Source organism: Carboxylicivirga mesophila, assembly GCF_018271975.1.
Taxonomy (GTDB): Bacteria; Bacteroidota; Bacteroidia; order Bacteroidales; family Marinilabiliaceae; genus Carboxylicivirga; species Carboxylicivirga mesophila.
The window spans coordinates 53,261-67,037 of the sequence record NZ_JAGUCN010000024.1 but is presented as its reverse complement, the minus strand read 5'-3'; the positions used below and the strand labels follow the sequence as shown (position 1 = coordinate 67,037).

Below are 13,777 nucleotides of genomic sequence, written 5' to 3'. Positions count from 1 at the left end.
TTACATGTATTTGAGCTGTTCACTAATCGAGCTATAGAACTCATCATTCAGCAAGGCACCTGCTCCAATGAATGCAGCATCCTCAAGCAACTGCGACTGAACCACATCAACTTTGAGACCCTGAGCTGTTAACTCATCGTTTAATTTCTCATTAAATAGAGAGAAGGCTTTGGAGATATTCCCACCGATGAGTAATCTATCCACCTGAAAGCTTTCGAGCCATGGAGACAGAAATGCCGCCAGCTGCTTACCAAAATCAGTAAATACTCTTTCGGCAGCAAGGTCATCGTTGTATAATTCAGCAATATTTTTCACACCAGACACCCGCTTGTTCGAATGAGCTTCATACCTTTCAACCAAACCACGAGTGGAGAAATAATCATCGGCGATGCCATTTTCGAAAGGTAAATACCACAGGCAGCCGCCTTCGGGCACACGCTCGTCGTTAATTACAGGAATACCATTTTGAAGAAAGGCAGAGCCAAAGCCGGTCCCCAATGTAATTGCCAATGAATTATGGCTGCCCTTTAAATTACCACTAAAGAATTCGCCAATGGCAAAAGCCGTGGCATCATTGACAAAACGAATGCTATCAGGACGAATATTGAGCCTTTGACTTAAGGCTTCTTTCAGGTCAACATTATTCAGATTCACGTATTTCGCGTTTTCACCTGAGAACAAGCCAATGCCCTTCACATAATCGAACGGACCAGGCATTGCCAAGCCAACACCAGCCAACTCAGTACCTTCTAACTGTTCAAGCGCAGGCTTAATCAAAGCTTCAAAAGTATCCAGAATGGCCTCCTTGCTACCCATATTATCGATGGTCAGGTGCCTTTCTTTTTGATTTAAGAGTATGTTCTCATTAATATCAAATACCTTACAACTGATATGGCTGCCGCCAACATCAACGCCTATGGCATATCTTTTAGTTTGCATATCGTATAATTATCGTGTGATTGTGATCGAATAGGTAAATTTCTCGGCATGGTAGAAGCCAATGTTGTATTCAACGGGTCGCCCGCCCGGATCGGATACATAGCGCTCACGCACCAGCACAGGTTCACCAGGTTTTATGGCTAAGCGTTTAGCTGTTATTACGGTGGCCGACCTGGCTTTAATCTTCTCCTTTGATGTGGTGGGAATTACATTATAGTCATTCTCCAGTATCTCGTATAGAGGTCGGGTAAAGTCCTCATCAGGGCTCACTTGAATACGAGGATGAAAGTAACTTTCAAAATAAACAAAAGGTCCTTCCTTATCACCTCTTAATCTTGACAAACAAAGCACTTCCACTCCTTCATCAATATCAAAGAATGATGCAACTTTTGCATCCGCCTTAACCAGTTTTACTTCAGATGCGTAGTTTTTAAAGCTCACCCCTTGTACCGACATTTCCTGGGTGAAGCTCATCCAGTTGTCGAGATTCGTGGTAATACTTTTTTCGGCCACCTTGGTACCAATACCCTTTTTACGAATAAGCAACCCTTCGTACTCCAGTTTATTGGTAGCCTGCCTTAAGGTATTGCGTGAAATACCCAGGCGTTTAGCCAAATCCACTTCTCGGGGTAATAAGCCACCGTTTTTGTATTCAGGCAACTCAATCATCTTTCTCAACAGCATTTCAACCTGTGCGTGCAAAGGAATCGGGCTGTTGTGGTCAATTGCTAGCTTCATTTGTGCATATGTTTGAACATACGAATGTATTTAATGGAAATATACAGTCCAATGGTAATCGCAAGAATTCTGCCAGATTTAAACATTTGTCACCATTAAAAGAACGATTGAACGGCTTCCTGCAACCACAGCCCAGCAACTATTGCCTGGAAAGCACTACATTTGGTTATAACAACACTAACCAATCAGTTATGAAAGAACCAACAAAAAGAGTAATAGTGGCAGGCGCCACCGGCTACCTAGGACGTTTTCTTGTGCAAGAACTAAAAACCAGAGGCTACTGGGTAAGGGTACTTATCCGCAAAGAGGCACAACAATCATTATTTAGTGATGTTAATGAATTTGTTATTGGTCAGATTACCCAACCTGATAGTATCAATGGAATTTGTGATACAACAGACTACGTAATATCAACAGTGGGAATAACCCGCCAGAAAGATGGCCTCACATATATGGATGTTGACTATCAGGGAAATGCTAATTTACTGGCTGAAGCGAAACAATCACAGGTAGAGCGTTTTATGTATGTATCGGCGATAAATGGCGATAGACTGAGGCACCTGAAGATATTTGAAGCAAAAGAGCGCTTTGTTGATGAACTGAAAGCATCAGGTATAGACTACTCCATTGTGAGGCCCAACGGCTTCTTCTCTGATATGCAGGACTTTTTGAGCATGGCAAAAAAAGGAACTGTTTACTTATTTGGGGATGGTCACTACCGGCTTAACCCCATTCATGGTGAGGATTTAGCTCATGCCTGCATTAATGCCCTCGAAAACGGTGAGCACGAAGTATTGGTGGGCGGACCTCAGGTTTTGTCGCAAAAAGAATTAGCTGCCATGGCATTAAAGGCGTGGAATAAGCCCATAAAAATTCGACATTTACCCGATTGGACACGCCGATTCAGTATTTGGTTACTACGAAATTTTACCTCATCAAAAACCTATGGACCATTTGAGTTTTTTATGAGTGCCATGGCGATGGACAATGTCGCTCCACCCCATGGCAGCAGGCATTTGAAAGATTATTTTGATGAAGTGGTTAAACAAAGCTGATATTTATTTTTTCAATACTATATATTACTGGTATTTTAAATACATTTGCTGCGATATAAATATTAATAAAATACTACTTGGGATTACCTAAATGAAGAACACGTATTTTGATTTGATTGAGCAAAGTTTTTACTTTCCTCAGGAGGGTTTCGACCTTAAGAATGATTATCTTACTTTTCACGGTGTATCGTTGAAATACCTGATTGAAAAGTATGGTACCCCATTCCGATTTATTTACCTACCAAAAATTGGTGACCAAATCAAAAAAGCACGTAACCTGTTTAACCGTGCTATTAAAAACAATGCCTACAAGGGCAAATACCATTTTTGTTACTGTACAAAGTGTAATCACTTTAACCACGTGATAAATGAAGCCCTTAAGCACAATGTGAATATTGAAACGTCCTCTTCATTCGATATTGATTTGGTGCGCTATCTTCACAAAAAAGGTAAAATCAACAAAGATATTATCACCGTTCATAATGGTTACAAAACCGATGATTACCTGAAGAAAATCATTAAACTGCAGGAGTCGGGTTTTACAAACTCTATCATTGTGCTGGACAGCATTAACGAGTTTGAGCGCCTGATGAAACTGAAATCGAAGCAAAAGATTAAAATCGGGCTTCGCATGGCCATTAACGAAGAAGCGCAATCGGCCTATTATACATCGAGATTGGGTATTCAAAATAATAAGATACTGGACTTCTATAAAGAGAAAATCAAGCCTAGTGAAAAGGTTGAGCTGAAAATGCTGCACTTTTTCGTTGATTCGGGTATTAAAGACACGCCATATTACTGGGGCGAATTTCAGAAGGCGCTGAAGCTGTATGTAGAGTTGAAAAAAGAATGCGCCGATCTCGAATCGTTCAACCTGGGCGGCGGATTTCCAATTCGTAACCACCTTGGCTTTGAGTACAACTACGAGTATATGATACATGAGATCATCTCAAACATTAAAACCGCCTGTACAAAAGAGAACGTGATGGAACCGGATATTTACACCGAGTTTGGTAAATACACGGTGGGTGAAGCAGGTGCAATCATTTTTGAGGTACTGGAGCAAAAACAGCAAAACGATACAGAGAACTGGTACATTATCAACAACAGTCTGATGAACACCATTCCTGATGCCTGGTCGATTCAGGAAAAGTTTATTTTGCTGCCTGTTAACAAATGGAACAATGAATATGGCCGGGTAAATATTGGTGGCATCAGCTGTGATCACTCCGACTATTATAACTCTGAAGATTTTAACCAGGAGGTGCTGTTACCAAGTTATAAGGATTCAGATGAAGAGCCTTTATACCTGGGTTTCTTCCACACAGGTGCCTATCAGGATTCGGTGAGTGGCTATGGTGGTATTAAGCATTGCCTGATACCTGCACCCAAGCATGTTATTATCGATCGCGATGATACTGGTAATATTGTAGACACCGTGTATCGTGAAGAGCAATCGGTTCGTGAAATGTTGGATATTTTAGGCTATCTAGATGAAGACTAGGATTTTTGGAGATATAGACGATAAATACATATCGCTGGATGAGGCAGAAATACTGCTTCAACCTATACCATACGATGGCACCAGCACCTGGGGTAAAGGTGCCGATAAGGGCTTTGAGGTATTTATCAATACCACTCCCAACCTTGAGTTTTATGATATTGAAACCGACTCAGAAGTATATCAGAAGGGTATTCACATTCTGCCAGCCATTGATGAAAACCGGAGCCCTGAACAGGTGTATGAAGCAGTGTATGCCAAAACAAAAGAGCTGCTTGAACTTAATAAGTTCATCACCTTCTTTGGTGGCGAACATTCGGTAAGCATTGGTGCTATTGAGGCCTATCGTGAGAAATACGATAACCTGACAGTATTGCAACTGGATGCGCACTCAGATCTTCGTCCATCATACATGGGAAGTGAATACAATCACGCATGTGCCCTGCACAAGGCCTCCAAAACAACTAACCTGGTGCAGGTTGGTATCCGCAGTATGGATGTTATTGAGAAGCCTTTTATAAATAAAGAAAAGTGTTTCTTTGCTGAAAATATTTATGGTACCGAAGAATGGATGGATAATTGCATTGAGTTAATGACTGATGATGTTTACCTAACCATTGATCTGGATGCTTTTGACCCGTCTATAATGCCATCTACAGGGACACCTGAGCCTGGTGGCTTGTCGTGGGATACCACCATGCGTTTTCTAAAAAGGGTATTTGAAAAGAAGAATATTGTGGGTTTTGACATTGTAGAGTTTGCGCCTATTGATGGCTTACATGCACCTGATTTTCTGGTAGCCAAGCTCTATTACAAACTCATATCCTACAAGTTTTTTGCCAAGAAATAACAATCAATGTTTACAATAAAAAATGCCACAGCTCATAATGAACTGTGGCATTCTTTTATTAATACACTATGGCTTAATCAGCATACACCAGCAATTTTGATTGCTCAATATTGCGAATGATCTGCTGGTACAATTGTTCATTTTCCGTTTTGCTAACTACTACAACACCTTCTCCATTAGCTATACCTGACGAGAACTCAACACCTTTAAACCATTCGTTAAGTTTAAATTCCATAACGATGTTAATGTTCTCACCCTCTACTACTTCGAATAAGTAAGTCTGACCAATATCTTCTGCCTCAGCTTCGAAATCAATATCTTCATCGGCCGTAAATACGAAGTCAATTGAATTTTCCTCATCAATGTACTGACTACCTGCCACCTGAATATTTGGTGATATATCATCATCTAACTCTACCTCTACCTCCTCATACTTACCTGGCAACAGATAAGCAGTTGGAATCTTAGGCTGGCTATTACCGGTCAACAAATCAATTGCAAAAGGTCCTTCAAAATCTACATCAAAATCGTCACCATCAATTTCCAATGACTCAAATTCAACCTCTTCAACGTGTATTGTTGCCTCCGCGAAGGTTATTTCGTAAGCCGTTTTAAGGTTCACAGCTGATGATTTCATCAACAATGTAGCGTTTTTTGATTCAGGAGATTGGCTATCATCATCTGAACAAGCTATTACACCCAGTGCGAGCAAAGCCAATACACTTAGGTTGATAAATTTATTCTTCATACTAAATCAGTTTTAACGCGAAGTGATTATCAAAGCCTGTGCCATATATGATGCCATTAACGTTCGTTTGCTTTTATTAATGGATATTGCTTAATGAACTGCCTGATCTACTTACGAATTGTCTTCACCAAAGTGCTCCATATCATTCAAGTGCAAATCAAGTGCTTTTACCGATATTTTAATTTCCCAACCAGATAACAATAAGGAGATAATCAATAAAAGAAGTCCCAGACCAAAAGCATAAGCAGCGGGTAAAAAAACTTCGATGTAGATAAGAAACATAGAAAGGACACAAAACATAAGGCTTGCAACACCCAATAACTGCATGTTTTTTATGAGGTATAAGCGCTTCCGAAGGTTCATTATCTGATCAAGTAATACCTGATCCGGATTGGCCTTTAGCTTCTCGTAAAGTTGACGCACCAGGCTTGCATAGCCTAAAAAACGGTTGGTATAAGCTAATAAGATGAGTGATACTGCTGAAAACAGCAATGCAGGAGTTGTTAATGTTAAGGCTTCCATAATCATTTTTTATTAGTGAGAAACCAACGCATGAATAGCTTTGTTCGGCATTGTAGTCGTTTTTAACAAAGTTTTAGAAAGAATAGGGACTGAAGACAGGGGACCGACGATGGAGGATAATGATGAGCAAAGTAATAAAGCTCACAAGCCTGCAATATGCGACCCCGGATGGGGTCGAAACTTAATAAAACACCATCTGCTAGTATGATACAACCCCGGATGGGGTTGAACATTAATAGAGCACCTATTAGCTAACAATTTAGGACACCGCCAGGGGACGAAGCTCTGTTAGTAAAAAACTGCACAACGTATCGAAATCACAAAATACTCCCATTCAATCACATAGTAAAATTCGCTCACCTATACCACCAATCTATAGATACACCCCTAATTGCGTTCAATTCTTTTCTACAAAACCAACTCTGGCAATTGCTTTATAGACGTAAGTTCATAGAATTGTTCGGACACCACCTCATCGGTCACCAGCTCGTGATGCCAGGTGGTATGAAACGGAATATGTCCCCCCCATCCGCCACATTCCAAAATGGGCAATACATCTGACTTGAGCGAATTTCCAACCATCAGCACTTCCTTGGGCTGACAGTCAAGGTGAGCTATTAATGACCGGTAGGCCTCCGTATGCTTATCACTCATCACCTCAATATGGTGAAAATATTGGAGTAAGCCCGACTTTTTTAGTTTCCGCTCCTGATCCAGCAAATCGCCTTTGGTGGCCACAATCAGCTTATACTTTCCATGCAAGGTTTGCAATACCTCTTCAACACCATCAAGTAACACAACCGGCTTGTTCAGCATCTCTTTACCCAGGTCAATCAATTCGCTGGTTTGGCGCGCTGTAATACGATAACCGGACAAGAACTGAGCTGTTTCAATCAGTGATAAAATAAAAGCTTTGATACCATAACCATAAACCGGCATGTTGGCCATCTCTACTTCGTATAAAATCCGAAGCACCTCGTCTCTGGGTGCATAGTCTTTTATCAGTTCGGCAAATTGATTTTCGGCTTCTCTGAAGAAGGTTTCATTTTCCCAGAGTGTATCATCCGCATCAAAAGCAATCACTTTTATTCCCGGTATCTTATTCATAGCCTACTATAAAGAATGGTTCGTGGAATTTAAACTAATCCTTCGTTTGTTATTACATTTGCAAAAACACATTACAAAGATGGCAAAGAAAAAGAAGTGGAAAAACCTGGATGGTGTTGTTTTTTCAACCAACCAGGATTTTGAGTACCAATATAACGAGGATGAACAGGAAGAAACGCTTGAACCACGGGAACAGGATTTACGAGTGATGCTTGACAAGAAGCAACGAGGTGGCAAAAAAGTAACCCTGATAACCGGCTTTATTGGCCATGAAGATGACCTGAAAGAGCTGGGTAAAATGCTTAAAAGTAAATGCGGCGTTGGTGGCTCTGCCAAAAATGGTGAGATATTGATACAGGGCGATTTTAGAGATAAAGTAGTTGAGTTACTTAAAAACGATGGCTACAAAGTCAAAAAGGCCGGCGGTTAATTACCTGATTAAGAAAAAAACCGTTCCTGTCCAACATTAACTACAGGAACGGTTTATTACATATCTCACGCTTTATCAGTTTATCTGGAAAGCATTCATTTGTGCCACACTCAGGTAATAATCCAGTTCGGCATTAAGCGCATTTTCCACAGCCTCATAGTAAATACCTAACTCCATCATATATTCCAGAATACTTATCTCACCATTTTCAAGGGCTATCTGCAGCAGTTCAGTATTGTTCAGTGCTTCCATGGCACTTCGGTAATCTGCTGCAACAGCCTTCATGTTACCGGCTTTTAAATAAATTGCTTTTAACCCGTGATAAAGTTGTAAACGCGTATCAGCCATCTGATTTTCCAATGCCAGTGTAGTTAGCCTGGCTTCTTTTACTGTATTCTTATTTTCCCACAACGGAATCGTTAATCCGACATTCACACCGCGGAATTTATCTACAGCACCCGTTTCGGCACTATAGCCACCTGTTAGTTTAGGCAAGTACATCGCTTTATTTAGCTTCTCATTATATCGGTTAGCTTCCAGTCCATCTTGCAAACTACCTAGTAACGGTATGATATCGGCATTAGCATTAAACCAGTCATCGTAATTTTCGGGCAGTGGCGCTAATGGCCACAACTTTGTGTTAAACTCAATAGCTATACCACCATTGATTTGCTGCAGTTGCTCTTCCTGCAGTTGCTTGTCGGACTGAATCCGGGCAAGAGCATTGCGGGCATTAAGCAAATTAATATTGGCCTTGTTTAGCTCCAATATATTGGCATCCCCTTCTTCAAACTTCAGCTGGTAAGCCTTCGCAATTTGTTCAGCATGCTTCAATCGTTTCTGAAACTCCTCTTCCAGCGCATTCTGGTAGATCAATCTGTATAGAACCTGTTGAGCAGAGAGCATCACTCTATTATAAGCATGGAGGTATTGCATTTCGGCCTGCTCATTAAGATTTTCTCTCATTTGCTTGCGATAGCGATAAGCAGTAGGAAAGTCAAAACTCTGTCTGACATGAAACTCCTGCTTATTACCCAACTGGTTGGTATTACCCCACTGGTAGATGTACTCCACTTCAGGATTGGAGGGATTCATCCCCGTTTTATTGCCCATAATGAGTGCGTCAGTTTGTGCCCGCAGCGATTTCAACATCAGATTATTCAGCTCCACCTGTTCAATCAACTGCGGAATGGAATTTTGACCTGCCAGGTGTATAGATACCAATAGTAAGTTTAAAATCAATAAACGCTTCATAACAAACCTCCTTTCGCAGCACTAGCTGATTTTCTTTTTTGTAACAGGTAATACACGATTGGTATCACATACATATTTAATAAAGTAGAAGTGAGCAGACCGCCCAATATCACTTTAGCCATCGGGCTTTGTATTTCGTTTCCGGGTTGATCGCCATTTAGTGCCAATGGTATCAGTGCCAGGGCAGCTGTAAGAGCTGTCATAAGTATCGGATTTAAACGATCAACCGAACCATGCACCACCAGATCAGTTAATCCCAACTTATCTATCTTCATGTGCTGATAATTGGATATCAGCAATATGCCATTACGCGTAGCAATACCAAACAAGGTAATAAATCCGATGATAGCTGGAATACTAACAATACCCGATGTGAACTTAATGGCAAAAACACCTCCAATTAAAGCCAGTGGCAGGTTGATAAGTATAATAGCCGCCAACTGCATGTTTTTAAATTCCTGATACAGCAAGAGGAAGATGATACAGATAGCCATAAAAGACGTCAACATCAGTGTTTGCGATGCTTTCGCTTCACTCTCAAATTGCCCGCCATACTCTATGCGGTAGCCATCAGGCAGGCTTATTTTTTGCTTCACCTCTTCCCTGATGTCATTTACTACACTTCTTAAATCACGTTCAGCCACATTCGCGGATACGACCAGCTTACGCTGAACATTTTCGCGGGTGATAATGCCAGGTCCTGCAGCAGAGCTGATTTGAGACACTTCTTCGAGTGGCACTTTTTTGCCATCACCGGCATCAATCAAAGCCTTCTTTAAACCTTCAATTGAATTGGTATAATCATGATTGAAGCGTAACAGCAAATCATAACTCTGCTGTCCTTCATATATATCAGCCAGCTTTTCTCCGGCAAAAGCCACATCTATAAATTCATTAAACTCATTAAGCGTGATCCCATACATGGCCAGCTTACCTCTATCAGCCTTAATCTGAATCTGCGGAACTTCGGTTTGTTGTTCAACATTTACATCCACTAATCCTTCAATATCGCTTATTGCTGCCTTAAGCTGGTTACCTAACACAAACAGTTGATTTAAATCCTGCCCAAACAGCTTGATGGCAATATTAGCCCGTGTACCCGACAACATATGATCAATGCGGTGCCCCAATGGCTGTCCAACAGTAGTGGCTACTCCAGGCACATTAGCCAGCCTATGACGTACTTCAGCCATAAAAGCTTCCTGCCCACGCTCACCAACAATAAAATTAACATCAATCTCTGCACTATTGGTTGTTTGTGAGTGCTCATCCAGTTCTCCGCGCCCAGTACGACGGGCTGTACTGGTGACCTCAGGTATATCCAGCAATTCGGTTTCGATGAGATTACCAAGTTCATTACTCTTCTCTAAAGAAACACCAGGCTGACTGACAGCTGAGATAGTAAGAGCACCTTCGTTAAATTCAGGTAAGAAGCTACGTCCCATAGTGCCTAAAACACCCATTGATACAATAAACGCTATAACAGACACTATCAGAAATCCTGCTTTATGCCTCAAAGCCCAATGCAATGATGTTTGATAGCCGTTTTGCAGAGATCGCGTTAAGCGACTGTCTTTTTCTTTACGGTTCAGGTAATTATCGCCCGTCAATAATAAACGACACAATAGCGGAGTAGTTGTCATGGCTATGATTAGCGACATGAACAGAGCAACAATATAAGCAATACCCAATGGCCGTAACATACGCCCTTCCATACCAGATAAGAAGAACAGCGGCACAAACGCCACTATAATAATCAAAGTCGCATTTAATATGGAAGCTCTAATCTCTTTTGATGCTTCATAAACGATTGTAAGCGTTGATTCACGTTTTTCTTTGGCCAACTGATGATTCTGTCGCAGGCGTTTGTATACATTCTCTACATCAATAATGGCATCATCTACCAGCGAACCAATGGCAATGGCCATACCACCAAGGCTCATCGTATTTATGTTCAGGTTCAGATACTTTAATGTGATCACTGCGCCTAGCAGAGACAAGGGAATGGCCAGCAATGAAATAACTGTGGTTCTGAAGCTTCCCAAAAACAAAAACAGGATGATAACAACAAACAATCCCCCCTCAATAAGAGCACGTTGCACATTATTTACTGATGTTTCAATAAAATCAGCCTGGCGAAATATTTTTGTATCCAGTCTGACGTCAGCGGGTAACGTTTCTGACAGTGTATGCAGGTTAGCTTCAATCCTCTCGGTTAATTCGAGCGTATTGGTATTCGGCTGCTTTGATATTGACAAGATTACCGCCGGTGTAGCATTCTGAGAAGCGTACCCCATCTTAACAGCAGGTTCTATAACAACATCAGCCACATCATATACGTACACAGGCTGTCCGTTATTTTGTCTGATTAGCGAATTACCCAATACCTCAAGGTCATCACTTCGCCCGACTCCACGAACAACATATTCATTACCATATTCCCGCATAACTCCTCCGGTACTATTTTGGCTAATACCACGACACACATTGGCCAGTTCATCTAATGTCACACCATAATGCATCATCTTATGCGGATCGGCCAGTACTTTATACTGTTTATAGTCACCTCCAATAATTGTTACCTGAGAGACTCCGCCAGTTGCCAGCAACAAAGGCTTCACCTGCCAATCGGCAATAGTCCTCAATGTCATCTTATCCGTACTATCAGATTGCAAACCTATAAACAGGATTTCCCCCATAACACTTGACTGAGGCGCCAGAACCGGCTGAGAGATACCCAGTGGCAGTTGACCAGCCAAAGTCACCAGTTTCTCACTGACAATCTGCCTTGCTCTAAACACATCTGTTCCCCAATCGAACTCAACCCATACAAACGAAAAGCCATGTGAGCTGGCCGAGCGCACTCTTCTCACATCAGTAGCGCCATTAACAGCCGTCTCAATTGGGAATGTCACCAGGCGCTCCACCTCTTCAGCTGCCTTGCCATGGGCATCGGTCATCACCACCACTGTTGGGGCAGTCAAATCCGGGAATACATCCACATCCATATTGTTGGCTGTATACAGGCCGCCCAACATTAGGATTACTGCTCCCAAAAGTACCATCAGCTTATTGTGGAGCGAAAATTTTATGATTGTATCTAACATAGCTTGTCCTCCTAATGTACATGCCCGGCATGGGCGTCAACAGTATTAGATACAGCTGCCAGTTTCACCAAGGTAGCTCCTTTGGTTACAATACGCTCCCTGCCTGTCAAACCCGCTTGAATAAGACAATTCCGGCCATCACTTTTTCCAGGCTTTACCTGTTGACGTTCGAACAGTTCAGGAGTTAACTGCACGTATACAAAGAATAAGCCTTGCATCTCAACGAGAGCCGTTTCCGGGACAACTATCTCTTCATTTGTTTCATCAGATTTCAAGTACACGTTTACAAAACCACTACTTAAAAGATCGTGATTATAGTCAACTTCAATTGTTACAGGTAATAAATAAGCCTCTTCGTTAATTGACTGGGCAACAGAAACAATCCGTCCGTTTAAATCCTGCAGCTCATACACCTCTCCCGAATTCGTTTCGATGGTAGCGTCATTAATGGCAGACAGTTCGGCCACCTTACTTAGTCTTACCATTGCAGTTAACAGCATTCGTTTATTTTCAACAATAGTAAACAGGGGCGTACCAGCCGATACAAACTCTCCATTCTGTACATGAACCGCATGAACTAACCCTTTACCAGGAGCCCGCACCTTCTCACCCTTTGTTCCAATAGCACTTTGAAGATTATTCCATTGTGTTGATGCCTTTTCATAACGCGCCTTTGACTCAAGCAGTGAGCGTTCTGAAACAATTTTTTTCTCATACAAGCGTCTATCCCTGTCATAATCAGATTTCGCAGTCTCATATTCCACTTTGGCCTCTTGCAGACGCAGAACTGAATTATTCTCCGTTAAGCCTTGTCCGGCAATAGTAAATGCCCATTCCCCTTTGTTCAGTTTTTGACCAACAGATATAATACCTGAGGTAAACAGAACAATACCTGATGATTTGGCCACCACAATTCGCTGATTGATGGGTGATGCACTTACTTTAGCCGGCACCTTAATAACAGCACCAAAAGGTATGCGTTGCACCTGCCGGGTTTCAAACTCAACCTTCCAGGATTGTTCCTTAGTAAATGCAATGGCATTGGGAGATGATGGCAGATCTTCTTCTGCCAGGTGAACAGCATCGTGTTCATTAGAATATACTTTTACGTCAGGAATAAGCACCTGATGCACTGCCCCATCCTTATTAAATTCAAAACGGAGTTGCCCGGCACCAGCGGTTGTTGGTTGAATTACAACTTTGAATATACCCTGCTGAACAGGTGATTCACTTTTAATCCTCACACCTTTTGTTCCAATAACTAGTGATATGGTTATATCCTGAATATCAACAGGCTTAAACGATTTCAGGTCCGTTATATGCACAATCAGCTGCGAATTAGCCCCAACGGCTAAAGGCTGTGCATCCACAAAAATTTCCACACTCTCTGAATAACCGGTGTATGGAATAGTCATATCATCATGACTATGTGCATCATGTGTTGACTGGGGACTGTTGTTACATGCTGATAAGATAACAGCCATCAACAGGTACCCAATTATATAATGTATTTTCATCAAAATATT

Annotated in this window: 12 protein-coding genes; 4 read left to right on the top strand and 8 right to left on the bottom strand. The window is 41.6% G+C overall.

Translation table 11 applies throughout. The features are described from left to right. The gene (locus KEM09_RS17860) at window positions 1-939 is read right to left on the bottom strand and encodes an ROK family protein (protein WP_212230367.1); all 939 of its coding nucleotides are present in this window, start codon (window positions 937-939) and stop codon (window positions 1-3) included. Between the two features lie 9 nt (window positions 940-948). Continuing rightward, window positions 949-1,677: a GntR family transcriptional regulator gene (locus KEM09_RS17855; protein WP_212230365.1), complete on the bottom strand. Its 729-nt coding sequence runs from the start codon at window positions 1,675-1,677 to the stop codon at window positions 949-951. Between the two features lie 8 nt (window positions 1,678-1,685). Between KEM09_RS17855 and KEM09_RS17850 the strand changes: the two genes are divergently transcribed. The 3 genes from KEM09_RS17850 (at window position 1,686) to speB (ending at window position 5,083) form a co-directional block, all read left to right on the top strand. Next, the gene (locus tag KEM09_RS17850) at window positions 1,686-2,732 is read left to right on the top strand and encodes an SDR family oxidoreductase (RefSeq protein ID WP_212230363.1); all 1,047 of its coding nucleotides are present in this window, start codon (window positions 1,686-1,688) and stop codon (window positions 2,730-2,732) included. Window positions 2,733-2,823: 91 nt separating this feature from the next. Beyond that, window positions 2,824-4,236, top strand: a complete 1,413-nt coding sequence (locus tag KEM09_RS17845) for a type III PLP-dependent enzyme domain-containing protein (RefSeq protein WP_212230361.1) — start codon at window positions 2,824-2,826, stop codon at window positions 4,234-4,236. Further along, complete coding sequence (gene speB / locus KEM09_RS17840) at window positions 4,226-5,083, top strand: agmatinase (protein WP_212230359.1); 858 nt, start codon at window positions 4,226-4,228, stop codon at window positions 5,081-5,083. The genes KEM09_RS17845 and speB overlap by 11 nt, the downstream gene beginning before the upstream one ends. Window positions 5,084-5,156: 73 nt before the next feature. Here speB and KEM09_RS17835 read toward each other — a convergent pair whose 3' ends face one another. From KEM09_RS17835 to KEM09_RS17825, 3 genes are all read right to left on the bottom strand, one after another. Then, complete coding sequence (locus KEM09_RS17835; RefSeq protein ID WP_212230354.1) at window positions 5,157-5,831, bottom strand: DUF4382 domain-containing protein; 675 nt, start codon at window positions 5,829-5,831, stop codon at window positions 5,157-5,159. Between the two features lie 111 nt (window positions 5,832-5,942). After that, a complete protein-coding gene (locus KEM09_RS17830) occupies window positions 5,943-6,353 on the bottom strand; it encodes a DUF2721 domain-containing protein (RefSeq protein WP_212230352.1) in 411 nt (136 codons plus the stop codon). A gap of 408 nt (window positions 6,354-6,761) precedes the next feature. Next, window positions 6,762-7,460 (bottom strand): HAD family hydrolase, encoded by a 699-nt coding sequence (locus tag KEM09_RS17825; protein ID WP_212230350.1) that lies wholly within the window; start codon window positions 7,458-7,460, stop codon window positions 6,762-6,764. Between the two features lie 79 nt (window positions 7,461-7,539). On the opposite strand from KEM09_RS17825, the gene KEM09_RS17820 reads away from it, so the two are divergent. After that, on the top strand, window positions 7,540-7,890 hold the full coding sequence (locus tag KEM09_RS17820; RefSeq protein ID WP_212230348.1) for a translation initiation factor: 351 nt from the start codon (window positions 7,540-7,542) through the stop codon (window positions 7,888-7,890). A 75-nt stretch (window positions 7,891-7,965) separates the two neighbouring features. Here KEM09_RS17820 and KEM09_RS17815 read toward each other — a convergent pair whose 3' ends face one another. Genes KEM09_RS17815 through KEM09_RS17805 form a run of 3 tightly spaced genes read right to left on the bottom strand, consistent with a single transcriptional unit; the run spans window position 7,966 to window position 13,768 of the window. Continuing rightward, window positions 7,966-9,144 (bottom strand): TolC family protein, encoded by a 1,179-nt coding sequence (locus KEM09_RS17815; RefSeq protein ID WP_212230346.1) that lies wholly within the window; start codon window positions 9,142-9,144, stop codon window positions 7,966-7,968. After that, window positions 9,141-12,251: an efflux RND transporter permease subunit gene (locus KEM09_RS17810; RefSeq protein WP_212230344.1), complete on the bottom strand. Its 3,111-nt coding sequence runs from the start codon at window positions 12,249-12,251 to the stop codon at window positions 9,141-9,143. The genes KEM09_RS17815 and KEM09_RS17810 overlap by 4 nt, the downstream gene beginning before the upstream one ends. Before the next feature lie 11 nt (window positions 12,252-12,262). Beyond that, the gene (locus KEM09_RS17805; RefSeq protein ID WP_212230342.1) at window positions 12,263-13,768 is read right to left on the bottom strand and encodes an efflux RND transporter periplasmic adaptor subunit; all 1,506 of its coding nucleotides are present in this window, start codon (window positions 13,766-13,768) and stop codon (window positions 12,263-12,265) included. Window positions 13,769-13,777: the final 9 nt, after the last annotated feature.